Origin of the sequence: Sphaerimonospora cavernae (assembly GCF_042435035.1) — a bacterium.
In the GTDB taxonomy this organism is placed as follows: domain Bacteria; phylum Actinomycetota; class Actinomycetes; order Streptosporangiales; family Streptosporangiaceae; genus Sphaerimonospora; species Sphaerimonospora cavernae.
In genome coordinates, this window is the sequence record NZ_JBHMQT010000037.1 from 89,313 (window position 1) to 114,283 (window position 24,971).

The following is a 24,971-nucleotide window of genomic DNA, read 5'->3' on the forward strand; positions in this document are numbered from 1 at the left end:
GGATCGATCCCTGGAACTGGGGATCAGGTGGGGCGGATGAGGCCTTTCTTGGTGGCGGTGGCGACGGCGGCGGTGCGGGAGTCGACGCCGAGCTTGGTGTAGATGTGCACCAGGTGGGTCTTGACGGTGGTCTCGCTCAGGAACATCCGCTTGCTGATCTGCCGGTTGGACAGCCCGGCGGCGACGTGGCCGAGGACCTCCAGTTCCCTGGGGCTCAGCGTGGCCCGCGGGGTGCGTACCCGGCCCAGCAGGCGGGAGGCGACGCTGGGCGCCAGCGTGCTGGCACCGGTCGCGGCCGAGCGGATCGCGGCGTGCAGGTCGTCGGAAGGTGCGTCTTTGAGCAGGTAGCCGGTGGCTCCCGCCTCGATCGCGGCCACGATGTCGGCATCGGTGTCGAACGTGGTGAGCACGAGCACCCGGGGAGCGATCGCGGCGGTGCCCAGGGAGGTGGTGTCCGTGGCGGCGGTGCCCAGGGCGACGGTGTCCAGGGCGACGGTGTCCAGGGCGACGATGAGCCTGGTGGCCTCGCTGCCGTGCATGCCCGCGCCTAGCTGGAGGTCCATCAGGACGACGTCCGGGCGGAGCCGGCGGGCCGCCTCGACGCCCTCCTCGCCGGTGGCGGCCTCCCCGACCAGCTCGAAATCGGGCTGCCCGGCGAGCATCGCGCGGATGCCCGAGCGCACCACGGGGTGATCGTCCACCAGGAGGATGCGGATCGGCGACGTCATCGGCCTTCTTCTCCCTCGCCCTCTCCCCTGCCGAGTGGCAGGGTGGCGACGACGGCGGTGCCCTCTCCGGGCGCGGACTCGACCGTGAGCGCGCCGCCCAGCGCGGCCACCCGGTCGCGCATCGCACGCAGACCGAAGCCGGTGTCCCCGGTGTCCCTGGTCTCCGCGGCCGGCTGCGCCGCCGGGTCGAAACCGCGACCGTCGTCGTAGATGTCCAGCATGACCATGTCATCCAGGTAGGTGAGGGTCACCCGGGCGTTGTCGGCCTCCGAATGGCGGCTGACGTTGCCCAGTGCGCCCTGGGCGATGCGCAGCAGCGCGACGTCGTAGTCGGCCGGCAGCGGTACGGGAGCCCCGGACACCTCGAACCGCACCCGCGTGGCGGTGCCGGCCGCGGCCGAGTCGCTGACCCTGCCCAGCGCCTCGACCAGGGAGGAGTGCTGCAGGGCGGGCGGCGCCAGCGCGCGGACGAAGTTGCGCGCCTCCTCCAGGTTCTCCTGCGCGGCGCGCCCGGCCTCGGCGATGCGCTGCTCGGCGTCCGCCGGCCGGTCCCGCAGGTCTCGGTGGGCGGCGCGGAGCAGCAGGATGATGCTGGACATGCCCTGGGCGAGCGTGTCGTGGATCTCCCTGGCCAGGCGCTCCCGCTCGGCCAGGCGGGCCGCGTCGCTCTCGGCCTGGACGAGCATCCCGCGGGTGCGGACCAGATCGTCGATCAGCAGGCGGCGCTGCTCGCTTTCGGAGTAGAGCGCCTTGTAGACCAGCGCCATGAGGGTGGCGACCGCCGCGCCGAGGGACGGACCGATCACCTGTGGGGCGTGCACGCCGCCCGCGTGCCAGCCGGCCGCCGCGATCGCGGCCGCGGTCAGTACGGCCACGCCGGGCAGCGCGACCGCCAACGGCAGCAGGTGGAGATAGGCGAAGAACAGCGGGAAGGCCAGCCAGACGAACTTCGGCGCGTTCAGCGCGAGCGCGGCCCAGCCGAATGTGATCACGACCAGCCAGCTCCGCCCGAGGACCAGGTGCGTACGGCCGCCGAAATGCGACAGCCGCCCCTCGATGAAGATCCCCACGCCGTAGAGCAGGCCGAGCAGGCCACCGCCGACCGCCAGAGCCGTACCTCCCGAGCGGACGACCCCGGCGACCGCGATCACCAGCAGGACGGCGAAGGTGCCGTGGATGGCCCACCGCAGCAGCCTGAGCGCGGGCGGGAACGGAAAGTCCATCATTCTTTCTCAGGGTATGCACCCCATGCCACCTGGCACATCGTTCGAAAGGTGGATGTCCGGGTGACCGAAGGAGCGAACTCGGTCTGATCGACTTCACGATGTGTGAGAGCGGTCGCCGGGACAGGCTGAACCTGTCCAGTTCAGCCCAGTCAAAACGGGGGGATGCGCCGTGTTCGTGGCGCTGAGAGACCTGCGTTTCGCGAAGGGACGGTTCGCCCTCATGGGCGCGGTCGTCCTGCTCATCACGCTCCTGGTGACCATGTTGTCGGGTCTGACCGCCGGGTTGGCGCAGGAGAACATCTCGGCGATCGAAGGGCTGCCGGCCGACCGCGTCGTCTTCTCGAAGTCCGAGAAGCCGTCGTTCTCCGACAGCCGGATCACGGAGACGACCTGGCAGGAGTGGCGGAAGGTCGCCGGTGTCTCCGCGGTCGAACGGCTCGGCATCACCATGGGCCGGCTCACCTTCGGCGACGAAAGCACGGGGGCGGCGACGGCGCTGTTCGGCGTGGAGCCGGGCGGCTCCCTCGCCAAGGGGTCGGGCGCCACGGTGGACACCGGCAAGGTGGTCCTGTCCGCCGCGCTGGCCGCCGACACCGGGCTGACCACCGGCGACGACGTGCGGATCTCGGGCCGCGACTTCACGGTCGCGGGCATCGGCGGCAAGGCCTCCTACAGCCACGCTCCCGTCGCGTGGATCGGCATCGGCGACTGGGAGTGGATGGGCCGTCAGAGCGGCGCCGACACGGTCGCCACCGTGCTCGCGCTGCGCACCACCGGAGACACGGATCTCGCCGCTGTCGACACGCGCCTCAGCACGACCACGATCCCCTTGGCCGCCGCGCCCGCGGCCATCGGCTCCTTCTCTTCGGAGAACGGCTCGCTGCAGCTCATGCGCGGGTTCCTGTTCGCGATCTCGGCGCTGGTCATCGGGGCGTTCTTCACCGTGTGGACGATCCAGCGGCGCGCCGACGTCGCCGTGCTGAAGGCGCTCGGCGCGAGCACCGGCTACCTGCTGCGCGACGCGCTCGCCCAGGCCGTCATCGTGCTGCTGCTCGGCGCGGGCATCGGCGGCGCCATCGGTGCCGGGCTGGGGGCGCTGGCCGAGGGCACCGTCCCGTTCGTCCTGTCGATCTCGACGACCGTCGTCCCCGTCGCCGTGATGATCGCACTCGGCGCGCTGGGCGCCGCGCTGGCCATCCGAAAGATCACCTCTGTCGACCCGCTGACCGCCCTGGGAGCCTCCCGATGAGCCTCGTCCTGTCCGACATCGTGCTGACCTACCCCGACGGGGACCGCAGGCTGACCGCGCTCGACCACGTCGATCTCTCCGTCGCTCCCGGCGAGTTCACCGCGGTCGTCGGCCCGTCCGGGTCGGGCAAGTCCAGCCTGCTCGCCGTGGCCGCCACCCTGATCACCCCGGACTCGGGCACCGTACGGGTGGCCGGACACGACGTCACCCGGGCCGGGCAGGCGGCCAGGACCCGCATCCGCGGCGACCACATCGGCATCGTCTTCCAGCAGTCCAACCTGCTCGCCTCGCTGACCACCCTCGACCAACTCCTGGTCATGGCCCACCTGTCGGGAGGCTCGACGCGCGAGGCCGTGTCTCGGGCCCGCGAACTGCTCGATGCCGTGGACCTGGCCGGCAAGGAGCACAAGCGGCCCCACCAGCTCTCCGGTGGCGAGCGTCAGCGCGTCAACATCGCCCGCGCGCTGATGAACCGGCCCGAGGTGCTGCTGGTGGACGAGCCGACCAGCGCGCTGGACCACCACCGCGGCGAGCGGATCGTCTCCCTGCTGGCCGACCTGACCAGGCAGAACGGCCTGGCCACCGTCATGGTCACCCACGACCTGGCCACCCTCGCCAAGGTGGACACCGTACACACCATGTCCGACGGCAGGCTCGCCGCCGGCGACGATGCCGAGGCGGTCGCGGCCGTGGGCGGCGGCCGTTCCCCGCTCTGATCCGGCCCGTTCGACTGTCTGCCGGGGAGGGGATGCGGGCTGCTCGGGCCGTCCGCTAGTGTCTGCTATTACCAAGCGTTTGCTTGCGTAAGACGCTGGGAGGCTCGTGCGGTGAGGGACTTCGAGGGCAGGCCGGGCGTGGCTCTGGTCACGGGAGGAACCGGCGGCATCGGCGCGGCCATCTGCCGTCACCTGGCCCGGCGGGGTTCGGCCGTCGCGTTCACCTACCGGTCCAACTCCGCGGGCGCGGAGGCGCTGACCGCCGAGATCGCCGAGATCGCCGAGCAGGGCGGCGCGGTGGCGGCCGAACGTGTGGCGCTGACCGACGCCGACGCGGTGCGGGCGTACGTCGAATCGATTCTCGAGAGGTTCGGCGCGATCCACACACTCGTACACGCGGCGGGCCCGCACGTGCCGATGATCCACCTGTCCCGGGTCAGCCCCGAACAGTTCGCCGACCAGCTCCACGCCGACGTGTCCGGCTTCTTCACCATCGCCGCCGCCGTACTGCCCGCCCTGCGCGAGACCCGGGGATCGATCGTCGCCGTGACCACCGCGGCCACCCGCCGGTATCCCGTACGCGACGGCCTGTCCGCCGGGCCCAAGGGGGCCGTGGAAGCGCTGGCCCGCGGGCTCGCCGCCGAGGAGGGCCGTTTCGGCGTCAGGGTGAACTGCGTCGGCCCCGGCATGCTCACCGACGGCATGTCGGCCCGTCTGCAGGCGTCCGGCGACCTCGACCAGCGGGCCCTCGACGTCGCCATGGGCAACATCCCGCTCCGGACCTTCGGGTCCGCCGACGACGTCGCGGAAGCGGTCTGCTTCCTCGCCTCCGACCGGGCCCGGTTCGTCACGGGTCAGAAGCTCGACGTGGACGGCGGATACGGCCTCTGAAGCGACGAAACGATCAGGAGTGGACGTGGCGAACGGCATTCATCTGGGGTTCACCGCCGGGGACGTCGTCCTCGTCACCGGCGCCGGGAGCGGCATCGGCCGGGCGACGGCCCTCCGGGCCGCCGAACTCGGCCTGCGTGTGGCCGCCTGGGATCTCAACGGGACGGCGGCGGACGCCACGGTCGCCCGCATCGCCGAAGGCGGCGGCACGGCGATCGCGGTCAGCGCCGACGTGTCGAACCCGGCGGACATCGCGGCGGGGTTCGCCGCGAGCCGAAACCGGCTCGGGACCATCCGGTACCTGGTCAACAACGCCGGGCCCTCCTCGGCGGACGAGTTCGAGTTCGACGAGGCACTGCGGATCGCGGTAGGCAGCATGCGCCGGATGACCGACGCCTGGCTGTCCGGCGGCACGCCCACAGGCGCCGCCCTGGTCAACGTCGCCTCCGTCGCCGGCAACGTGGTCGGCACCGCATCGGACTGGTACTGCGCGGCGAAGGCCGCGATCGCCGGGTACACACGGCATCTCGCGGCATACCGCAGTCACGAGGTGCGCAGCAACGCCGTGGCCCCCGGGATGACCGACACGCCGCGGCTGACCGGCTTCGCGGAGAGCGAGGTCGGACAGCGCGTCCTACAGCGGATCCCGCTGGGCCGGATGGCCGACCCCGACGACATCGCGCATGCGATCCTGTTCCTGCTCTCGCCGCTCGCCGCGTACATCAACGGCGTCGTCCTCCCCGTCGACGGCGGCTGGACCATCACCCAGTGAGCACATCCTGAAACTTCCCGGCCGAGTCGGACAATCCGTCTTCAGCCCCATTTAGTTGGATTTTCACGTGATAATCTTCGCGTGAATCGGCTGAATGGGCGGACCCTGCATTCCAGGCGATTGTTTCTCCAGCTCGGCGGGGTCGCCGCGGCTGGAGTGCTCATCCCGGTGGCCTGTGCCGTACGGGCCTCATGCGCCGGACACGTCGGAGAAACGGTCGACCGGGCGTGGGATGGTTCCTTCACGGATGCCTTCGCCCTGCTGCGCCGCAACTGGCGGGATGTGATGGCGGGGTCGGGGTTCGACGCGGCGGCCGAGCCGTACAGGAAACGCCTGGCGGCGCTGGGGCGGACGGCTGCCCGGCACCGGGACGCCATGGCACCGACCGTCACGTCGCTCTGGCCCGATCTGGCGTTTCCCTCCTTCATCCGCATCCCGGCGCGGCTGCTGGCCATGGCCCGCGCGTACGTCCTGCCGGGGACCGGGGTGACCGGCGACGCGAGCTTGGGCGCCGCCGTCGCGGCCGGCATCGACCACTACCGGCGGCACGTGTACGTCGCGGGTGCCGACCCGGTCGGCAACTGGTGGGACTGGGAGATCGGCGTCCCGAAAAGGCTGCTTGACGCCGCAGTGCTGATCGGTTCACACCTGACGGATGAGCAGGGCGGGGCGCTGGCGAAGGCCGTGGACCATTTCGTCCCGGAATGCCGCCTGGACGATTACAGCGGCACCAGCACCGGGGCGAACCGTGTCGACCTGTGCACGGTGACCCTGCTGCGCGCCGCCCTCGGGTCGGACCCCGGCAGGGCGGCGCTGGCCGTCGCGGCGCTGGCCCCGGTGTTCTCCTACGTCGACGAGGGGGACGGGTTCCACCGGGACGGCTCCTTCCTGCAGCACACGAGGGTCCCCTACCAGGGCGGGTACGGCGCCGTGCTGCTGACCGGCGTCGCGACGCTGCTCGCGGTGCTGCGCGGCTCACCGTGGGAAATCGACAACCGGAGCAGGCAGTTCGTTTTCGATCTCGTGGAGAAGTCTTTCGCGCCATTCGTACACGACGGTTTCTGCATGGACGTCGTCCGGGGGCGCGGGATAGGACGGGAGCCGTACGGCGACCACCGGCGGGGACGCGAGATCGCCGCCGCGATCCTGCTGCTGAGCGAGGCGGCCCCGGCGCGTGAGCGCATCCGCTGGCAGGGCATGGTGAAGGGGTGGGCGGTGCCGGACAGCGGCAGGCCCATGCTCAAGGCGGCGCTGAACAGCGATCTGGGGTTCCACGCCCGCCTCGCCTCGATCATGACCGATGACGCGATCCCGGCGGCGGGCGAGCCGACCGGCCATCGGCTGTTTCCGAGCAGTGCCCGTGCCGTGCACCGCGGGCCGGACTGGTGCGCGGCGCTCAGCATGGCCTCCAGCCGGGTCGCGCACTATGAGTACGGCAACGGCGAGAACCTGCGGGGCTGGCACACCGGCTCGGGAATGCTCTGCTGGTGGGCCGGCGACGGCCACGGCGACCAGTATTCGGACGGCTACTGGCAGACGGTCGATCCGTACCGGCTGCCCGGCACGACCGTCTCCACTCGGCGACTGCCCGACGGCGCCGGCGAGGAGTGGGGTGAAACCTGTCCGCCGGCCCGCTGGGTGGGCGGTGCCACCGATGGCACGTACGCCATGATCGGACAGCATCTGCACGGCTTCGAGAGCAGCCTGGAGGCGTTCAAGTCGTGGCTTTTCCTCGATGACGCGGTGGTCTGCCTGGGCGCCGGGATCACCTGCGCCGACGGCGTCCCGGTCGAGACCGTGGTGGACAACCGGAGGACCGACGCGACGCTGATCGTCCACGAGGCCGCCGGCTGGGCCCACCTGGAGGGGCACGGCGGCTACGTCCTGCCCGCTCAAGCAGGTGGCGGGCGGATGCACAGGCTGCGCGAGGAGCGTAAGGGCGACTCGACGACCCGGAGCTATGTGACGCTCTGGCTCGACCACGGCGTCGACCCGGCATCAGCCGGCTATGTTTACCTGCTCCTGCCGGGCGCGAGTCCAGCGCGGACGTGTGCCCGGGCTTCCGATGCCGGATGGGTGCGGGTGCTCGCCAACACGGCCCGCCGGCAGGCGATCCAGGTTCCGTCGCTCGGCATCACCGCCGTCAACTTCTGGAACGCCGGAACCGTGGGCGGGTTGACCGCCGACGGTCCGTGCGCGGTTCTGGTCAGGGAGATCGGCGACGGTACGGCGACGCTGACCGTGTCGGACCCGCGGTGTGATCTGAGCGGGTTGACCGTCACCTGGGACCGGCCGGTCGCCGGGGTTCACCCGTCGCCGGTTGACGACCTGGTGAGCGTCACGACCGGGGACAGGCTCACGTTGACCTTCGGCCGTCTCGCGGACCTGGCCGGCTCGTCGACGACGGTCACCGTACGAATGTCGTAACGGCGGTAGTTCATTTCAGGCTTCTCATGACGCGCCGGACGGACCGAGAACGTACGGTGGTGTCATGCGGAAGATCATTGAGTTGCTGGGTTATGCCGTGGGCGCCTATCTGGTCGCCCGTGCCATCATCGCGCCGTTCGTCATCGACATGTCGGACCCGGCAACGTATCGAAACGACTGGGGCGGACCCAGCCTCGCGGGTGTGCTCGCAGTGCGCTGCGGACTCGGTGTCATCGCGGCCATGCTGATGGCCTGGCCACTCATCCGCCGCCGCTCTCGCCGCAGCCGCGACCAGAATCAGACGTCGTCGAATTCGATATGAAAGCTGCTCGAGTAGCCCGGGCCGGAATTCTCGGTCTCCCGGCCCCAGGACGGGGCCTCCCCTGCGATGAATATCTCGATCGCACTGAACGCGTACCCGTCCTGAGGGCGGTCCTCCCAGGTGAAGTGCACGTGCTGACCGGGTGACAGCGACCGGTAACCTCGTCCGAGCTGGGAAATCATGGAGAAGTGCGCGAACACCTCGCCCGGGACCTCCGGTGAGTCGAGCACTCCCCACCCCTCCTCGTCGTACCAGGCGGCGACCACACCACGCGTCATCACTCCACGATCGCACGCGCTCAGCCTCGTCTTGCCGTCGATTTCCCAGCAGCAGCGATCTCTGTGGGTAGGGTCAGGACATGGAACTGGTGGCCTGCGCCCTGATCGTGTTGACCCTGTTCGAACGTCTCTGGAGGTGGGCGGCCAAGGTACGGAAATCCGGTCGCTCCATCTCGGCGAGCGGATTCGACGAGTTCACGGCCGCATTCCTCGCCACGAAACGGACGCAGCTGGAACAGCAGCAGAGCGAGACGATGCTCCGCGACGACGAGACCGATGGCGCCCCACCCGCCAACCGCATCGACCTCACCCGCGACAAGATCACCATCGTCGTTCCGGACCAGAAATAGCTCCCTCACCACGACGCCGCGAAGGTGTCTCCCCCCGACAGGCGCTTGATCAGCCGCAGCGCTGCCCCCCGCGGGTCGTCCGTCCCCAGTTTTCTGCTCACCTGGCATGCGGCCTTGCCGTACATCCGCTGATCCGCGAACGCCGCCCTCAACCAGGCCGCAAGGGTCACGGGAAGCGCTTCCCGGGAGTCGACCAGGCATCGGTCCCCGGCTGTCTTGGGGGCGAGGTATCGGGGGTCATCGCTGACCAGGACGGCAAGACCTTCGTCGAACCACTGCGGGACCCGGCTTCCGCTTCCTCCGAGTCGGGCGTGGAGCTCGACGTGGGACAGCTCATGTGCGGCGATCACAGGGTCGATGCCGCGCGGGGACAGCATCACCGCGCGGTCCAGCACCGCGATGCCACGCTCCCGTCCGCCGCCGATCCGGCGGTAACACTCGTCCGTCAGGCATGCGAGGATGCGCGGCGAACTCTCCCTGCCTCCGTAGAAATCGCTCACCCGCTGATTCGCCTGCTCGGCGATCGCGACCACCTGTCGGCGCTGCGCATCCGACAGGCCCGACTCGACGTACAGGCCGGGTCCCAGCCGCTCCATCCGATAACAACCGGGGCATATCGTGGCCGCGACAGAGGGGAATGCCACCGCGACGACCACCGCTGCTGTGACGACGAGTACGGCGGCGACCCCGCCCAGGAGCAGCAACCTTCTTCTACCGCGGTTGCCGCAACCGGGGAGGCGAACCTACAAGACTCTGTTGTAGGTTCGCTAGACCTACAACATGCTGAGTCTTGTGTCTCGCAGTGCGCAGGCACCGGTGTCCTACGCGCCTCCGTATGGTCGCTACCCTCACTCGCCACACCTCCAGCCAGCGCCCGCGCGATCCCATGTGCAGGGGGCGATGCCGCCGCGCTAGGGAAGCATGCGAGTTCCACAGCACGAGACCGTGTCCCGAATATGCCCTGAGCCGTGGTCAACCACGAGGAAACACGGGCACTGACGGATCAAGGAACGAAGAAGCCCCCGACTGGCATCTCTGCTGGTCAGGGGCTCTTTTTTCTGCTGGTGGCAGGTCCAGGGTTCGAACCTGGGTAGGCTGAGCCGACGGTTTTACAGACCGCTCCCTTTGGCCGCTCGGGCAACCTGCCTCGTCTTCCGCTCGTTCGCGGCGACAGGTAGAAGAATAGCGGACTTCCCGGGTGCACGTGACATGCATTATCCCTGGATGCGTCTCCGGCGACCGCTGAGCCCACATCGGCGCACGTGACGACAGCGCGGGCCATAGTGGAGAAATGATCAGATGGGCGCGACACGAGGACCTCGCGGGACTGGCGGATCTGGAGCGTGCCGCGGACGGGATGTTCGCCGACGTGGGCATCGTCTTCCCGCCCGGGACGATGATCGAGGAATGCGATGATCCCGGGCGGGTCATCGTCGCGGGCCGGCCTCCGGTGGGTTTCGCCATGCTGGGACACGTCGACGACTGCGTGCACCTTGATCAGCTCGCCGTAGATCCGGAGCACGGCCGTCGGGGGATCGGGACACGGCTGCTCGACGCCGTGTGCGAGGCGGCGGCCGCCCTCGCGCCGGCCGTGACGCTGACGACCTTCCGGGATGTCCCGTGGAACGCCCCCTGGTATGCCCGCCGGGGCTTCGCCGTACTGCCTCCCGAGCAGTGGGGGCCCGAACTGGCCGCCCTGGTCGAGCATGAGCGGGCGCTCGGGATCGAGCTCGCGCCCCGTGTTGTGATGCGCAAAGAGCTCTGGCCACGCGAAGGCCACTAATGTCGGAGGGAACGAGGAGAGGACACTGACACCGATGGCCGACAGCAGTTTCGACGTGGTCAGCAAGATCGACCGGCAGGAGGTCGACAACGCTCTGAATCAGACGGTCAAGGAAGTTGGGCACCGTTTCGACTTCAGGGGCACCGGCGCGACCATCTCCTGGTCCGGGCAGCAGAATGTCGAGATCAAGGCGAACAGCGAGGAGCGGGCGAGCGCCGTGCTTGACGTCTTCAAGGAGAAGATCATCAAGCGTGGGCTGTCGCTCAAGATCCTCGATGCGGACGAGCCGAAGTTGTCCGGCAAGGAGTATCGCCTGATGGTCGCCCTCAAGGAGGGCATCGACCAGGACAACGCCAAGAAGATCTCGAAGATCATCCGGGACGAGGGGCCCAAGGGCGTGAAGGCCCAGATCCAGGGCGACGAACTCCGGGTCAGCTCCAAGAAGAAGGACGATCTCCAGGAGGTGATCGCTCTGCTGAAGGGCAAGGATCTCGAGATCGCCCTCCAGTTCACCAACTACCGTTAGCTGGGCGAAGCGCGAGGCTGTGACCTGCATGATGAGCGCACCCCTGTCTTCGAGGTGCACATCGAGTGCACACCGCCGAGCGCCAAGTTCACGATCGTGCTCGTGCGCTCCTGCGCCTCGGGCCACTCCCCCACGTACGTGTTGAGCGTCACCGTCGGAGTGGAGTGGCCCAGGGCCCTCTGCTCCGTCTTCACCGATGCCCCCTGATGGATCACCGCGTCGCGAGGTAGCGCCGAAGGCAGTGCAGGCCTGTCCCCTTCGGGATGCCCGCCGATCGGGCGGGTGGCGACCAGTAGTGCGACCAGGTCGCCCGGTGGATCGGGTTGAGCGTCGGCAGGCTGAATAGGAGCCGTACCGTGCGGCGTACCGGCTTACGCGGGTCCGTCTCATCGTTGATCTCGACCTCGACCGGGCCGTACGTCTCCAGGTGCCGGGCCAAGGCCACGCTGACCACATCGGGCAACTCGACCGTGCGCGCCGAGGTCTTCGTCTTCGGCGGTCCAAGGTACGGCTTCCGCCCTGTCACCGAGACGAGTTCATCCCGACGGCCGACCAAGTGCACGCCCTCGCGGACGCGCTTCCCGGAACGGTTCCACGCGATGGTCTACCTCGCCGCGGGCCGCGTTGTTCCCGGCCTCATGGATCGGCGGCCATCACCAGCGGACGTGTTCGGAGGCGTGCGCGCGGCTCGCCCGCCGTCGCGCGCTGGCCGTGGCACGCGAGAGGGCCGCCGCCAGGAGTTCCTCAGAGAACGCGGCGGCCCTGGCCTCGTAAAGGCCAGGGCCGTTCCGCGCTTACGGGTCAGGCACGTTCAAGTGGGCGGACGTTGACGCCAGCCTCGTCGATCTCGTAGACGATCGCATACTGCCGGGGGCCGGAGTCTTCCCAGCCTGGGGTGTAGCCGCCAGTCGCGTGAATGGCCGTGCGAAGCCAGCTGCCTGCGGTCTCGATAGTTTCGTCGACACTGCCGGCCTCAACGGTGAGCTCGAACTGAACGGCGTTGTCCGTCGCATCGGAGCCATAAGCAAAGTCCAGGAGCTTCCCGTTGCAGTCCTGGAGGCTGGCTAGTTCGTCAGCGATCTCATCGACGACGTCACCGAGGTCGTCGAAGTCGCCTCGTACCGATAACGCGGCCTTCATCGCATACTTCACAGAGCGTCTCCATTCCAGCAGCCAGTGCGCTTAAGCCATCCCCTTGCATTGCGTTCGTAGTTGGGATCGGACGGTGTTAGGTGTACCCCTCGCTGGTGCTTCCCGCACGGGCAACGCATTGAGTAGTATCGCTTACGGCGAGTAACCGTCCAACCCTTACCCTCGCCCTCTTTGAGGAGATCCTCCAGCTCCTTGACCGGATGCTTAGGTCTCTGCGGCATATGTCCGCTTCGCCTTCTCTATGCTCGATATTACGAAGCCAATGCGCGGAAGCGTAGACGGGGATGTTCCAACCTCGTGACGAAACGAAGATTTCTCACCTTTGAGATGAGATCGTCACCTTTGCGTCACTAGCGGCCCCGAGACGAGTGCGCCACCACAGGCCGACCAGAGCCCGCCTGCCGGAGCTCGTGGCAGGCGGGCGGTTGGATGGGCACACCTGGTACGCGGTTGCCGACCGAGCTGGAGATGGCAGGCCAGTACGGCGTCTCGCGGATATCCGTCCGCCGCGCCGTGAAGGAACTCGCCGCACAGGGCCTGCTCACCGTGGTGCACGGCCGAGGGACGTCCGTGAGCGACCGGGCCGGCGACGTCGGCCAGGCCGACGCCAGCGAGTAGCAGCGCGGCGGTGCGCGCCTGGGAATGGACTGCGCCGCCGCTGGGCCAGCCGCCCTATGCTCCGCCGGCCCGACAGCCAATCCCTGTTTCGCCCTGCCGTTCAGGGTCACGGGCCGGGCGTGACGAAAGCGTTCGTCATACTTCGCCTATCTCCCAGGGCATGAACAGGTAGAAACCGGGGCCGTCGTCGCTCACGCCGCATCGTCCGTCAGGAGCAGTCCGGCCGCGCGGGTCAGGGCGAGGCCGAGCCGGTGGCCGGGGCCCGAGGTGGCCGCCAGCGCCACGACGCGGCCGAGGGTGGCCGCCTGTGCGGGGGCCCGCGTCCCCGCGCCCCCTCCCCCGCGGTCCTGCGGCGATCTTGCCGCCTCTCTCGCCACGAATCACCGCCACCTCACCGCCACGCACCCTAGCAGTTGCCTTAGGCAACGATCTTATATACTTGCCCAGGGAAACCAATTTCGGCGGCCGCGACACCACGCCGCGGGCCTCTGCCGTACGACCCGCACACCGTTCACCGGCACATGCCCATGCCGTACGGCACGGCCAGCGAAAGGACTTTTATGGCGACGGGGCGACACACCCAGACAAGGAAGGCCACCGGCCACCAGGAGGCGGCCGTCCCGATGACTCATCGGGAGATCATGGAGGCCTTGTCGGGGCTGCTCCTCGGGATGTTCGTGGCGATTCTGTCCTCGACCGTGGTGGCGAACGCACTCCCGACGATCACTGCGGAGTTGCACGCGGACGAGACCACCTACACCTGGGTGATCACCGCGGCTCTGCTGGCGACCACGGTCTCCACCCCCATCTGGGGCAAGTTCGCCGACCTGACGAGCAAGAAGCTTCTGGTCCAGATCGGTCTGATCATCTACGTCATCGGCTCGGCGATCGCCGGCCTCGCGCAGAACCCCGGGATGCTCATCGGCGCGAGGATCATCCAGGGCCTCGGGGCAGGCGGCATGAGCGCCCTCTCCCAGGTGATCATGGCGGCGATGATCTCACCGCGTGAACGCGGACGCTACTCGGGCTACCTCGGCGCGGTGTTCGCCGTCGCGACGATCGGCGGCCCGCTGATCGGCGGCATCATCGTCGACACCTCGTGGCTCGGCTGGCGGTGGTGCTTCTACGTGGGCATGCCGTTCGCGATCATCGCGCTGATCGTGCTGCAGAAGACCCTGCACCTGCCCGTTGAGCGACGCGAGGTCAGCATCGACTGGGGCGGGGCGACGCTGATCACCGCCGCGGTCTCGCTGCTCCTGATCTGGGTCTCGTTCGCGGGCGACAAGTACGAGTGGATGTCGTGGCAGACCGGGGCGATGGTCGGCGTCGCCGTCGTGCTGACGCTGCTTTTCCTGCTGGTGGAGTCGAGGGCCCGTGAGCCGATCGTCCCGCTGCACCTGTTCCGCATCCGGACCCTCAGCCTGGCCGTGGTCGCCAGCGTGCTGGTCGGCATCGCGATGTTCGGTGCGACCACGTTCCTCAGCATGTACTTCCAGCTCGCCCGCGGCGAGACGCCGACGAAGGCCGGGCTCATGACCCTGCCCATGATCCTGGGCCTGGCGGCCTCCTCGACCATCGTCGGGCGGATCATCACGAGCACCGGACGGTGGAAGGTCTTCCTGGTCACCGGGGCGTTCTCCCTCACCGCCGGGTTCGCGCTCATGGGCACGCTGCGCTACGACACCAACTTCTGGCTCGCCGCCGTCTACATGTTCTTCGTCGGCGCCGGGGTCGGCATGACCCAGCAGAACCTCGTGCTGGCCGTACAGAACGAGGTGCGGCCGGAGGAGCTCGGCGTGGGCAGTTCGGTGGTCTCGTTCTTCCGTTCCCTCGGCGGCGCCATCGGTGTCTCGGCACTCGGCGCGGTGATGGGCGACCGGGTCGCGATCTACCTGCGGGACGGCCTGACCGCGCTGGGCGTGCACGCCACGGCGAGCGGCGACGGCGCGATCCCCAAGCTCTCCTCGCTGCCCGCCCCGGTCCGCACGGTCGTCGAGGCGGCGTACGGCCACGGCGCGGCCGACCTTTTCCTCTACACGGCGCCGGCCGCGTGCCTCGCCCTGATCGCGATTGTCTTCATCAAGGAGGTCCCGCTCAAGACCGTCGGCGCCCTCCACCAGCGGGCCACCGCGGAAGCACGTGCGTAATCTTCACCCCCGATTTGATCATTCCGACTACGTTGGGGCGTGTCGGTGGGAGCCAACGGGAGGAGGCGGCGGACCATGCCGGAGCCGGCGGACCTGGCGGCGTCCGAGGAGTACGCGGCGTTCTGCGAGGTCGAGCACGAGTTGGGCGTCCTCTTCCGGCGCGCGCACGCGCTCTCCGCACAGATGGGGCGTAATGTGCACCCCGAGCTGGAGCCCGGGGCGTACGGGCTACTCGTCCGCATCGACCGGGTCGCGCCCGTACGGCCCAGCGATCTCGCCGCCTATGTGGGTGTCGGCAAGGCGACCATCAGCCGGCAGGTGAAGGTGCTTGAGGGGCTTGGCCTGGTCGGCCGGGAGCCCGATCCGCTCGACCGGCGGGCCCATCTGCTGGTCCTGACCGAGGAGGGCGGGCAGCGGCTCGGCCGGGCGCGGGCCGCCCGCCAGCAGCAGCTCTACGCCCTGCTCGCCGCCTGGCCGGAGGAGGACGTACGGCTGCTCGCCCGGATGCTCCGGCGGTTCAACGCCCTCACCGAGACGACGCCGCCGGCGCCGCCCCAGCCGGGCTCGGCTCAGGACCCGTCTCAAGAGCCGACGAGTCCGTAAAGGGGAGATCGGCGAAAGGACAGCTGGCAAGCCCCGTTAGGCGTGTGTTACCACATCCTCCCCAACCAGGGGCCAAGCCGTCACCTCAGGTCCTCTACACTGCGCCTACTACGCAGTACGGCTCGCACCAAGAACTGAGGAGGCCGTGTGGCTCCCTGGTCCACTTATCGGAAAACGGCGGGAATCGGCGCGGTCGCGCTGGCGACGGCTCTCCTGATCTCCGCCTGTGGCGGAGAGTCCACCACGACCACGGCGGAGGGTTCGGCCGCCCCTTCAGCCGCCGGAGGCGTCGAGCTGGTCAACCCCGGCAAGCTCACGACCTGCACGAACGTCCCCTATGAGCCCTTCCAGTTCAACGACGAGAACGGCAAGGTCGTCGGCTTCGACGTCGACATCGTCGATCTCGTCGCCAAGAAGCTCGGTGTGACCCAGGACATCGTCGACATCGACTTCGCCGCCATCAAGAGCGGTGCCGCGATGAACGCCCGCAAGTGCGACCTCGCCGCGGCCGGCATGACGATCACTGACGAGCGCAAGCAGAACATCGACTTCTCCGTGCCCTACTTCGACTCCACCCAGGCGCTGATGGCGAAGAAGGGCAGCGGCATCACCTCGCTCGAGGACGTCAAGACCAAGGGCCTCAAGCTGGGCGCCCAAGCCTCCACCACCGGTCTCATGTACGTCAAGGACAAGGGCTACGACCCGGTCGAGTTCGCCGACTCGCCCAAGGAGCTGAACGGCCTGCAGGCCGGACGCGTCGACGTGATCATTCAGGACCTCCCGGTCGTGCTGACCTGGCTGAAGAAGTCGGACGTCGGCGAGAAGTTCGAGATGGTCGCCAGCCTGGACACCGGCGAGCAGTACGGCGTCGGCATGAAGAAGGGCAACACCGAGCTCCTCAAGGTCGTCGACGAGGCCATCAACGCGGCCAAGGCCGACGGCACGTACAACGAGATCTACAAGAAGTGGTTCGGCACTGAGCCCCCCGCTTCGTCATGAATTCCGTGAGTGAGCAGGAGGCGGCCCTCCCCGCAAAGGGAGGGCTCAGCCCGCGCAAGAGGCAGCAGATCGGGCGGGGCGCCCAGTACGCCGTGCTGGTCGTCGTCGTGGTCGCCCTCGTCGCGATCGCCGACTGGGAGCAGATCCGCCAGAACTTCCTCAACGGCGACGTCGCGGCCAAGGGCCTGCCCGATCTCTTCACGGTGGCATTGAAGAACACCGTGATCTACACGGTCTGCGGGTACATCCTCGGCTTCGTGCTCGGGTTGCTGCTGGCGCTGATGCGGCTGTCGTCGGTCGCACCGTACCGGTGGCTCGCGGCCGGCTACGTCGAGGTCTTCCGCGGCCTGCCGGCTCTGGTCATCTTCCTGATGATCATCAACCTGCCGATCGCCTTCCCCGGGCTCGACATCCCCGGAGACGTGTACGGTCAGGCGGCGCTCGGCCTCGGCCTGGTCTCGGCCGCCTACATGGCCGAGACGTTCCGCGCGGGTCTGCAGGCCGTTCCGAAGGGGCAGATGGAGGCGGCACGCTCGCTCGGCATGCCGTACATGCGGGCGATGGTGTCGATCATCATTCCGCAGGCCGTCAGAATCGTGATCCCGCCGCTCACCAACGAGTTGGTGCTGCTGTTCAAGGACAGCTCGCTGGTGTTGTTCCTCGGGGTCACGGCCGGCCAGGTAGAGCTGGCCAAGTTCGGCAACGACCAGGCCTCCACGTACGCCAGCCCGACGCCGATCTTCGTGGCCGGCGTGACCTACCTGCTGATCACGATCCCGCTGGGCTACGTCGCCCGGCGGCTGGAGGCGCGTCAGGGGGCGGGCAGATGAGCACGGTCGAGATCAAGGACCTGCACAAGTCGTTCGGCAGCCTGGAGGTCCTCAAGGGCATCGACTTCGCCGTCGAAACCGGTCAGGTGGTCTGCGTCATCGGGCCGTCCGGGTCGGGCAAGTCGACGCTCCTGCGCTGTGTGAACCTCCTCGAGCAGCCGACCTCCGGCAAGGTGGTCGTCGAGGGGATCGAGCTGACCCATCCCGACGTGGACATCGACGCCGCGCGGCGGCGGCTCGGCATGGTGTTCCAGCAGTTCAACCTGTTTCCGCACCTCACCGTGGTGCGCAACATCACGATCGCGCAGGAGCGGGTGCTCAAGCGCAAGCGCGCCGAGGCCGAGCGGATCGCCAGGGAGAACCTGGAGAAGGTGGGCCTCCTGGAGAAGGCTGACGCCTACCCGGCCCAGCTGTCCGGCGGTCAGCAGCAGCGCGTGGCGATCGCCCGGGCCCTGGCCATGAACCCGACGCTGATGCTCTTCGACGAGCCGACCTCGGCGCTCGACCCCGAACTCGTCGGCGACGTGCTGGGGGTCATGCGCCAGCTCGCCGAGGACGGCATGACCATGCTGGTCGTCACCCACGAGATGGCGTTCGCCCGCGAGGTCGCCGACCGCGTGGTGTTCATGGACCAGGGCGTGATCGTCGAGGAAGGCCCGCCTCAGCAGGTCATCGGCGACCCTCAGCATGAGCGGACCCGCGAGTTCCTCCGCCGCGTCCTCCATCCTGGGGACTGAGGGTCCCGGCTCCGCGGCGAACCAGCGCAAAGGCGGCCCAGCTCAAAGGCGGCCCGGCGATACCCGGCGGTGGAGATCCTGCCGGGTGTCGCCGTGGCCGTCGGCCACGCTTGCCCGACGTTCCGCCCCACACACGCGCCTGGCCACCCGGCTCTTTTCCGGCAGACCCGACTAGTGATCACAAATGCCGAATGCAATCATGTTTCGGCACAAACGATCACTAGGTGGAACAAAAACCATGAACAACCCGGAACTCGAGGAGAAGGCCGGCGTCGTCGACCTGCTCGAGCGCAGCGGCTCGGTCATCCTGCCCGTGGGCATCTCCCTCTACGCCCTGCTCTACCTCGGCATCCAGCAGGTCTACGGCATCTTCAACGTCAGCCCCGAACAGGCCGGCATCGACCAGGCGACGATGTTCGGCCGCCTGGTCGGCACCCTGATCCTGCTCGTCATCGGCGGCACACTGCTCATCGGCGTCGCGGTGGCGGGTTTCTGGCTGCTGGACAAGGCAACTTTCGGGCGGCTCGCCCGGTTCGCCCAGGCCGTACGGCAGCGCCCCTGGGCGGCGGCCGCCGTAGGGGCGCTGTGGTGCGGGGCGAGCTACTGGGGCTTCCTGGGCTATCTGGGGTTGGGCGACGGCACGACGCTGACCGCGATCGTGATCACTGCGGTGTCCATCGGCGTACTGTCGTTCCTCGTGCCGTTCCGGCTGCTGCGCTCGCGCCCGGTGGGCCGGGCCGGGATGAAGATCGTGGTCGCCGCGTTCACCGGCATCGGTCTGGGTTTCGCGTTGATGGGCCAAATGGAGAGCGACGCGCTCGCCGTCGCCGAGAAGGGCGAACCGGCCAGCCTGCTGCTCAGCATGGTCGGATTCCAGGACCAATGGGTCGTCGCCACCGACCGCGAGAGCGGCGAGCCGCTGCGGGACGGCGAGGAACTGCTGCTGCTCGGCGAACGCGAGGGCGCCTATGCGCTGTACGACTGCGCGAACCAGGAGACCTTCCGCAGATCGATCGATGCGACCGTGCTCCAGCAGATCGTCCTCGAACCCGATCGTCCCGAGGGTTACAGCTGCCATGCGAAGCAGAAGCGGAAGTCATAGTGACCCGCGGTGGGCCGCGGTGGGCCGCAGTGGGCAGCCGCACAAGCGAGTACGTGGCGACGGCTTTCGTGGCTCATTCGTGACGCAACCTTTCGCCCGGTAGCCGCATCTACCGAGATAACGAAAGGACTCGCCATGAAAAAGCCAGCCCTCCTCACCCTGGCGGCAGCGGCCGCCTCCGTCGCCTCCGTCGCCTCCGTCGCCTTGGTCGGTGGGACGCAGGCACAGGCGCTCACGGTTTCCGCCTCCGCCACCTCGGTGACCGCCTCGGCCGCACGCAACACCCTGGCAACCTCCATCCCATCCGCCGCCCGCACCGCCACCACCTCGGCGGACAAGCGGATTCGGTACGTCTGGGTGAAGGAGTGCGGCAAGGGGGACGCCACCGTTCCATGCGGCCCGTGGACCGTCACGCTCGCCAACGGCAAGGACGTCCGCCTGACCGACGCGCTGGTCTTTTCCCTGACGGCCAAGGGCAAGGTCGACACGGGAGTGATGGCTCCGGTGACGGTCAGCGGCGACGGCAACCGCGTCGCGTACTTCCGGAAGCCGGACGGCAAGCTGGTCGTCCGGGACGTCGCGAAGGGCCGGGTCCACGTGCTGCCCGGATCATCGGCCAAGCCGCCCAAGGGCGTCACCATGTCCGACGTCGTGCTGACCCTGTCGCCGGACGGCGAGATCGTCGCGATCGACTATGGCGACAGGAATGAAAAACTACCGAGCCTGCTCGTGGACCTGCGCAGCAAGAAGATCGGCAAATTGAAGGGCAACCTCACAGTCGAGGGCTTCAGCCCGGACGGCAAGCACGTCCTCACCAGACGGGTCACCAGCGAGAACACTACGGAGTTCGCCGCCTACGACCTGGACGGCAACAGGACGAACAGCCAGGTCGTCCCCCAGGTGGTGGCCAACAACTCCCCGATCGCGCTGGCCGACGACGGCACCTCGATGGCGCTGATCATCAACATGTCCGGCACCAAGAGGCGGCTGCGCACCTACGACCTCGCCAGCGACACGGTCGGCGACTACGTGGACGTCACGGCCCCGAAGGGTGAGGACGCATACAGCCTCCGATGGACGCCGGACGGCGGCCTGGCTCTCTGGGCCCTGCGCTGGGACCGCGAGATGAACTTGCGTGGCGTAACCCTCCGCGGCCTCGATCCGGCCACCGGCGCCACCACCAAGATCGACTCCTTCAAGTTGCGGTCCGACCTCTGGAACTGGTATCTGCCCAGGTGACCCGTAATGCCCTCTCGCCTGGGCATTCAACGACGGTAGCCGGCCATCCGTTCGAGGCGGGCGATGCGCTCGGCGATCGGGGGGTGGGTTGAGAACATCCGTCCGATCCCGGCGCCTCGGAACGGGTTGGCGATCATCATGTGACCGGCGGAGGCGAGCCGGGGATTCTCCGGCAGCGGCAACCGGCGGACGCTCATCTCGATCTTGCGCAGCGCGGAGGCGAGCGCGAGCGGGTCGCCCGTCAGCCGGACTCCGGACTCGTCCGCCGCGAACTCACGCGATCGCGAGATGGCCATCTGGAGCATGCTCGCGGCCACCGGACCGAGGATCATCAACAGCAGGGTGCCCAGGAAGCCCGGCCCCTCATCGTCATCGGAGCCGAAGAACATCCCGAGGTAGCCGAAGTACGTGATCATCGTGGCCAGCGCGCCGGCGATCGACGAGATCAGGATGTCCCGGTTGTAGACGTGTGACAGCTCGTGCCCGATGACCCCCCTGAGCTCACGCTCGTTGAGTATGCCGAGAATGCCGTGCGTGACGCACACCGCCGCGTTGCGGGGGTTGCGTCCGGTCGCGAACGCGTTGGGCTGCATCGTCGGGGACAGATAGAGCCGGGGCATCGGCTGACGGGCGTCATAGGACAGCTCCCGGACGATCCGATAGAGCACCGGCTGCTCGACCTCGGACACAGGTCGCGCCCGCATGGCGGACAGCGCGATCCGGTCGGAGAAGAAGTAGGCGACGCCGTTCGTCACCAATGCGACCACCAGGGCGACCCGTACCCCCGCGCCGCCCCCGAGCCAGGCCCCCGCCAGCAGGATCAACGCGGACAAAGCCCCCAGAAGGACCGCCGTGCGCAAACCGTTGCGGTGCACACCCCCTCCTTCCGACGCGGTGTGTTCCGCCATACCAACGTGCATGGCCTGGGCGAACGTTCCCATCGGCGTCTTGGGACGTGCTCAGCCGACGGCGGACAGCACCACCTGCGGGGCCACGGAGAAAACGACGGAGACGAGCGCGGCCACGCCGACGGCGATGACGGCGGGGACGGTGGAACCGGCGCCTTCTCCGGCCTCACGCGCCCCGAGGACGGAGCCGGTACGGCTCTCGCCCGCGGCCTCCGGGGTGAAGAGCCGGGCCGTCCAGGCGATGTAGTAGTAGAGCCCGATCACGGTGTTGACCGCCATCACGACGGCGAGCCAGCCGAGCCCGGCGCCGACGACCTCCCGGAACACCACGATCTTCGCGAACAGTCCGGCGAGTCCGGGCGGCAGACCGGCCAGGCAGACCAGCGCGAACGCGAGCGCGAGACCCGCCGCCGGGCTCCGGTGGACCAGACCCCGATAGTCGTCGATCTCGTTCCGGCCATGGCGTCGTGAGACGACCATGACCACCGCGAAGGCGGTCAGGTTCATCGCCGCGTAGAACACCAGATACGCGACGGACGCGGCTACCGCCCCGCCGATCCCGTCCCCGCCCGCCGCGTCGACCGACGCCCCGATCTCAGACGCCCCGATCTCGGTCGCCCCGGTTATGGTCATCCCAGCTCCGGACGTCTCAGCCCTGCTGGAAGCGACCGCGGCGAGCGGCGTCAGGATGTACCCGGACTGGGCGACCGACGACCAGGCGAGCAGCCGTACGGCATGGCGCTGCCGAACGGCGAGGACGTTCCCCGCGGTCATGGTCAACGCCGCGACGACCGCGACGACCGGGGTCCACACCCCGGCGAGGCTCGGCAGTGCGGTCGTGAGGACGAGAATGAGCCCGGCGAAACCGGCCGCCTTCGAGACGACCGACAGCAGCGCCGCCACCGGAACCGGCGATCCCTGGTACACGTCTCCGGCCCAGGTGTGGAACGGCACAGCCGCGATCTTGAAGGCGAAACCGGCCACCACCAGCACGACCGCCACGATCGTGACCTCCGAGGTCGTCCCGGCGGCGTGTCCGGCTTCGTAGGCTCTCGCGAGACGGTCGAGATGCACCGAGCCGGTGATGCCGTACAGCAAAGACACCCCGAACAGCGTGATCGCGGTGGAGACGACGGACACCAGGAACAGCTTCAGAGCGGCCTCGGAGGCCCGGCCGTCATATCGCCTCAGGCCGATCAGCGCGAAGACCGGCAGTGACACCAACTCGAGCGAGACCACCAGCATGATCAGATCGCGGGACGCCGGCAGCAGGACCGCCCCGGTGAGCGTGGCGAGCAGCAGGAAGTGCCACTCCCCGACCGGGATGCGCCCGCCGGACAACTCGGTCATCGACAGCAGCACGATCACCGTTCCGGCGGCGAGCACCAGCCCGGCGAACAGCAGCGCGAACCTGTCGGCCACGAATGAGCACGAAACGGCGTCGCCCGCTCCGCCCAGCGAGGACGGCACGCAGAACGTGCGCCGCGCTCCGCCGGGAAGGCGTGAGCTCGCCGCCGCCTGAACCGCCACTACGGCGAGGGCCGCCAGGACACCGCCGAGCGCCACCAGTCCGAGTGCCCTCCCCATGCCGGGCCGCCGCGGCAGGAAGGCGTCGAGCAGCAGCACGAGACCCGCCGCGGTCGCGAGGATCAGCGGCGCGGCGATGGCGGCGTAGTCGATCGACTGAATCACCGGAGCCGCTCCGGTCCCCAGGGCGCTTCTCAGCGTGCCATTCAGGGTGCTACTCAGTGTGCTACTCAGGGCGCTGTTCATGGCGCCACCGTCCCCGAGGCGAAGACCGCCTGAACCGCGGGCGTGGTGACGGCGAGCAGCGCCTTGGGCCACAGGCCGAGAAGCACGATCAGCACGACCAGCGGCACCCAGGCCGCCAGCTCATGCGACGTGACGTCGACCGCTCCCCCGGACTCGACCCCGTGAACGCCGTGGGTGACCCGCGACAGCATGCGGAGGAAGTAGGCAGCCGTCAGCACCGCTCCGGCGCCGCCCACCGCCATGAACGCCAGGAACAGCGGGCGGGGCAGCACGGCCGCCGGCTGGAACGCCCCCAGAAGGGCGAGCATCTCGCCCCAGAACCCGGCGAGGCCGGGCAGTCCGAGCGAGGCGACGCACGCGAAGGTCAGCAGCGACCCCATGTGTGGCAGCCGGCGGAGCATTCCCCCACCGAGCCGGGCCATGTCGGTCGTGCCGTACCGCTCCTTGACCGCGCCGGCGAGAAAGAACAGCAGCCCCGTGATCAGCCCGTGCGCGACGTTGGCGAACAGCGCGGCGTTCATGCCGACGGGGGTGAGGGTCGCGAACCCGAGCAGCACGAAACCCATGTGGCCGACGGACGAGTAGGCGATCATCCGTTTGAGGTCCCGCTGGGCGAGGCAGGCCAGCGAACCGTAGATGATGCCGATCACCGCCAGCGCCCCCAGCCAGGGGGCGAATGCCGCCGCGCCCTTCGGAAGAACCGGGATGGCGATCCGGGCGAAGCCGTACGATCCCATCTTCAGCAGCACACCGGCCAGCAGCACGGAGCCGACGGTGGGGGCCTCGGTGTGCGCGTCGGGCAGCCACGTGTGCAGCGGCCACATGGGCGTCTTGACCGCGAGCCCCGCCCCGATGGCGAGGAACGCCAGAATCTGTGCCGATCGGGACATCCCGCCACCATGCCGCTGGGCCAGCACGACCATGTCGAGCGTCCCCACCTGAGCCCAGACCACGAGCAGGCCGATCAGGAGCACGGCGGAACCGAGCAGCGTGTAGAGGATGAACTTCACCGCCGCCGCCCGCCGCCGCGTGCCGCCCCAGAGGGCGATCACGAAGTACATCGGGACCAGCACGACTTCGAAGAACACGAAGAACAGCAGCAGATCGAGCGCGAGGAACGTGCCGACCATCCCGACTTCGAGCACGAGCAGCGTGACGACCAGGGCCCTAGGCCGTCCGCCCACCGGGGGGTGGCGGGTCAGATGGACGAAGCACAGGAACGTGAGCAGCGTGGTCAGCACGACGAGCGGCAGCGAAATGCCGTCGACCCCGAGATGGAACCGCAGGTCCAGACCGGGGATCCACGGCAGGTCGGTCTGAAGCCGCATGTCCCCGCCGAGTCCGCCCCCGCCGGAACCGCTGGGGCCCCCGGGACTGCTAGGACTGCTGGAACCGCCCTGGCCGTACGGCACGGCGAACGCCGCCACGGCCGCCAGAGCGAGAGCGAGGACCACCCCGGAGACAGCGGTCCCGAACGTGACGGCGATGTCGCGGGCCCGGAAGGCGGGCAGGGCCAGGGCCGCCGCCCCCGCCAGGGGCACGGCCACGAGGACGATCAGGAGCCAGCCCATGCGCCCTCCCACATTCCCCTGATC

General features: G+C 68.7%; 27 protein-coding genes and 1 tRNA gene. 17 read left to right on the forward strand and 11 right to left on the reverse strand.

Going from position 1 to position 24,971, the window contains the following annotated elements:
• Positions 1–23 precede the first annotated feature (23 nt).
• Both ACFHYQ_RS17540 and ACFHYQ_RS17545 read right to left on the reverse strand, forming a co-directional pair.
• Complete coding sequence (locus ACFHYQ_RS17540) at positions 24–728, reverse strand: response regulator (protein WP_394302225.1); 705 nt, start codon at positions 726–728, stop codon at positions 24–26.
• On the reverse strand, positions 725–1,954 hold the full coding sequence (locus tag ACFHYQ_RS17545; RefSeq protein ID WP_394302226.1) for a sensor histidine kinase: 1,230 nt from the start codon (positions 1,952–1,954) through the stop codon (positions 725–727). The genes ACFHYQ_RS17540 and ACFHYQ_RS17545 overlap by 4 nt, the downstream gene beginning before the upstream one ends.
• 169 nt (positions 1,955–2,123) lie before the next feature.
• Between ACFHYQ_RS17545 and ACFHYQ_RS17550 the strand changes: the two genes are divergently transcribed.
• The 6 genes from ACFHYQ_RS17550 (at position 2,124) to ACFHYQ_RS17575 (ending at position 8,331) form a co-directional block, all read left to right on the forward strand.
• Positions 2,124–3,203 carry an ABC transporter permease gene (locus tag ACFHYQ_RS17550; RefSeq protein WP_394302227.1) on the forward strand — a complete coding sequence of 360 codons (1,080 nt, stop codon included), beginning with the start codon at positions 2,124–2,126 and terminating at the stop codon, positions 3,201–3,203.
• Complete coding sequence (locus ACFHYQ_RS17555) at positions 3,200–3,919, forward strand: ABC transporter ATP-binding protein (protein WP_394302228.1); 720 nt, start codon at positions 3,200–3,202, stop codon at positions 3,917–3,919. Before ACFHYQ_RS17550 ends, ACFHYQ_RS17555 begins: the two co-directional genes overlap by 4 nt.
• Positions 3,920–4,030: 111 nt before the next feature.
• Positions 4,031–4,810: an SDR family NAD(P)-dependent oxidoreductase gene (locus ACFHYQ_RS17560; RefSeq protein ID WP_394302229.1), complete on the forward strand. Its 780-nt coding sequence runs from the start codon at positions 4,031–4,033 to the stop codon at positions 4,808–4,810.
• 25 nt (positions 4,811–4,835) lie between these two features.
• The gene (locus tag ACFHYQ_RS17565; protein WP_394302230.1) at positions 4,836–5,582 is read left to right on the forward strand and encodes an SDR family NAD(P)-dependent oxidoreductase; all 747 of its coding nucleotides are present in this window, start codon (positions 4,836–4,838) and stop codon (positions 5,580–5,582) included.
• 81 nt (positions 5,583–5,663) lie between these two features.
• Positions 5,664–8,009, forward strand: a complete 2,346-nt coding sequence (locus ACFHYQ_RS17570; protein WP_394302231.1) for a polysaccharide lyase 8 family protein — start codon at positions 5,664–5,666, stop codon at positions 8,007–8,009.
• A 64-nt stretch (positions 8,010–8,073) separates the two neighbouring features.
• Positions 8,074–8,331, forward strand: coding sequence for a hypothetical protein (locus ACFHYQ_RS17575; protein WP_394302232.1), 258 nt, complete (start codon positions 8,074–8,076; stop codon positions 8,329–8,331).
• Here ACFHYQ_RS17575 and ACFHYQ_RS17580 read toward each other — a convergent pair.
• Entirely contained in the window at positions 8,307–8,609 is a 303-nt protein-coding gene (locus ACFHYQ_RS17580) for a cold-shock protein (protein WP_394302233.1), read from the reverse strand. The two genes, ACFHYQ_RS17575 and ACFHYQ_RS17580, sit on opposite strands and share 25 nt — an antisense overlap.
• An 80-nt stretch (positions 8,610–8,689) precedes the next feature.
• On the opposite strand from ACFHYQ_RS17580, the gene ACFHYQ_RS17585 reads away from it, so the two are divergent.
• Entirely contained in the window at positions 8,690–8,959 is a 270-nt protein-coding gene (locus tag ACFHYQ_RS17585) for a DUF6191 domain-containing protein (protein ID WP_394302234.1), read from the forward strand.
• Between the two features lie 5 nt (positions 8,960–8,964).
• Here the strand turns inward: ACFHYQ_RS17585 and ACFHYQ_RS17590 are convergent, their stop codons facing one another.
• Positions 8,965–9,663, reverse strand: coding sequence for a hypothetical protein (locus ACFHYQ_RS17590; RefSeq protein WP_394302235.1), 699 nt, complete (start codon positions 9,661–9,663; stop codon positions 8,965–8,967).
• A 358-nt stretch (positions 9,664–10,021) separates the two neighbouring features.
• A tRNA-Tyr gene (locus ACFHYQ_RS17595) sits at positions 10,022–10,106 on the reverse strand.
• A gap of 144 nt (positions 10,107–10,250) precedes the next feature.
• Between ACFHYQ_RS17595 and ACFHYQ_RS17600 the strand changes: the two genes are divergently transcribed.
• Both ACFHYQ_RS17600 and ACFHYQ_RS17605 read left to right on the forward strand, forming a co-directional pair.
• Complete coding sequence (locus tag ACFHYQ_RS17600) at positions 10,251–10,742, forward strand: GNAT family N-acetyltransferase (RefSeq protein WP_394302236.1); 492 nt, start codon at positions 10,251–10,253, stop codon at positions 10,740–10,742.
• A 34-nt stretch (positions 10,743–10,776) separates the two neighbouring features.
• On the forward strand, positions 10,777–11,268 hold the full coding sequence (locus tag ACFHYQ_RS17605; protein WP_204012876.1) for a YajQ family cyclic di-GMP-binding protein: 492 nt from the start codon (positions 10,777–10,779) through the stop codon (positions 11,266–11,268).
• A 211-nt stretch (positions 11,269–11,479) separates the two neighbouring features.
• Here the strand turns inward: ACFHYQ_RS17605 and ACFHYQ_RS17610 are convergent, their stop codons facing one another.
• The gene (locus tag ACFHYQ_RS17610; RefSeq protein WP_394302237.1) at positions 11,480–11,794 is read right to left on the reverse strand and encodes a site-specific integrase; all 315 of its coding nucleotides are present in this window, start codon (positions 11,792–11,794) and stop codon (positions 11,480–11,482) included.
• A gap of 275 nt (positions 11,795–12,069) precedes the next feature.
• On the reverse strand, positions 12,070–12,420 hold the full coding sequence (locus tag ACFHYQ_RS17615; RefSeq protein ID WP_394302238.1) for a hypothetical protein: 351 nt from the start codon (positions 12,418–12,420) through the stop codon (positions 12,070–12,072).
• 429 nt (positions 12,421–12,849) lie between these two features.
• Between ACFHYQ_RS17615 and ACFHYQ_RS17620 the strand changes: the two genes are divergently transcribed.
• Complete coding sequence (locus ACFHYQ_RS17620; RefSeq protein WP_394302239.1) at positions 12,850–13,038, forward strand: GntR family transcriptional regulator; 189 nt, start codon at positions 12,850–12,852, stop codon at positions 13,036–13,038.
• Between the two features lie 191 nt (positions 13,039–13,229).
• Here the strand turns inward: ACFHYQ_RS17620 and ACFHYQ_RS17625 are convergent, their stop codons facing one another.
• A complete protein-coding gene (locus ACFHYQ_RS17625) occupies positions 13,230–13,415 on the reverse strand; it encodes a hypothetical protein (RefSeq protein WP_394302240.1) in 186 nt (61 codons plus the stop codon).
• A gap of 246 nt (positions 13,416–13,661) precedes the next feature.
• Here ACFHYQ_RS17625 and ACFHYQ_RS17630 point away from each other — a divergent pair, with 246 nt between their 5' ends.
• The 7 genes from ACFHYQ_RS17630 (at position 13,662) to ACFHYQ_RS17660 (ending at position 20,695) form a co-directional block, all read left to right on the forward strand.
• Entirely contained in the window at positions 13,662–15,185 is a 1,524-nt protein-coding gene (locus tag ACFHYQ_RS17630) for an MDR family MFS transporter (RefSeq protein WP_394302241.1), read from the forward strand.
• A 75-nt stretch (positions 15,186–15,260) separates the two neighbouring features.
• Complete coding sequence (locus ACFHYQ_RS17635) at positions 15,261–15,788, forward strand: MarR family winged helix-turn-helix transcriptional regulator (RefSeq protein ID WP_394302242.1); 528 nt, start codon at positions 15,261–15,263, stop codon at positions 15,786–15,788.
• Positions 15,789–15,935: 147 nt separating this feature from the next.
• Complete coding sequence (locus ACFHYQ_RS17640; RefSeq protein WP_394302243.1) at positions 15,936–16,787, forward strand: transporter substrate-binding domain-containing protein; 852 nt, start codon at positions 15,936–15,938, stop codon at positions 16,785–16,787.
• The gene (locus ACFHYQ_RS17645) at positions 16,784–17,617 is read left to right on the forward strand and encodes an amino acid ABC transporter permease (protein ID WP_394302244.1); all 834 of its coding nucleotides are present in this window, start codon (positions 16,784–16,786) and stop codon (positions 17,615–17,617) included. The genes ACFHYQ_RS17640 and ACFHYQ_RS17645 overlap by 4 nt, the downstream gene beginning before the upstream one ends.
• A complete protein-coding gene (locus tag ACFHYQ_RS17650) occupies positions 17,614–18,354 on the forward strand; it encodes an amino acid ABC transporter ATP-binding protein (protein ID WP_394302245.1) in 741 nt (246 codons plus the stop codon). The genes ACFHYQ_RS17645 and ACFHYQ_RS17650 overlap by 4 nt, the downstream gene beginning before the upstream one ends.
• A gap of 238 nt (positions 18,355–18,592) precedes the next feature.
• Entirely contained in the window at positions 18,593–19,456 is an 864-nt protein-coding gene (locus ACFHYQ_RS17655) for a hypothetical protein (RefSeq protein WP_394302246.1), read from the forward strand.
• A 135-nt stretch (positions 19,457–19,591) separates the two neighbouring features.
• Complete coding sequence (locus ACFHYQ_RS17660; RefSeq protein WP_394302247.1) at positions 19,592–20,695, forward strand: hypothetical protein; 1,104 nt, start codon at positions 19,592–19,594, stop codon at positions 20,693–20,695.
• A gap of 26 nt (positions 20,696–20,721) precedes the next feature.
• On the opposite strand, the gene htpX is transcribed toward ACFHYQ_RS17660, so the two are convergent.
• The 3 genes from htpX to ACFHYQ_RS17675 all read right to left on the reverse strand — a co-directional run bounded on the left by htpX (position 20,722) and on the right by ACFHYQ_RS17675 (position 24,947).
• A complete protein-coding gene (gene htpX / locus ACFHYQ_RS17665; RefSeq protein ID WP_394302248.1) occupies positions 20,722–21,570 on the reverse strand; it encodes a zinc metalloprotease HtpX in 849 nt (282 codons plus the stop codon).
• An 84-nt stretch (positions 21,571–21,654) separates the two neighbouring features.
• The gene (locus tag ACFHYQ_RS17670) at positions 21,655–23,295 is read right to left on the reverse strand and encodes an NADH-quinone oxidoreductase subunit N (RefSeq protein ID WP_394302249.1); all 1,641 of its coding nucleotides are present in this window, start codon (positions 23,293–23,295) and stop codon (positions 21,655–21,657) included.
• Positions 23,296–23,372: 77 nt separating this feature from the next.
• Positions 23,373–24,947: a complex I subunit 4 family protein gene (locus ACFHYQ_RS17675; protein ID WP_394302250.1), complete on the reverse strand. Its 1,575-nt coding sequence runs from the start codon at positions 24,945–24,947 to the stop codon at positions 23,373–23,375.
• Positions 24,948–24,971 lie beyond the last annotated feature (24 nt).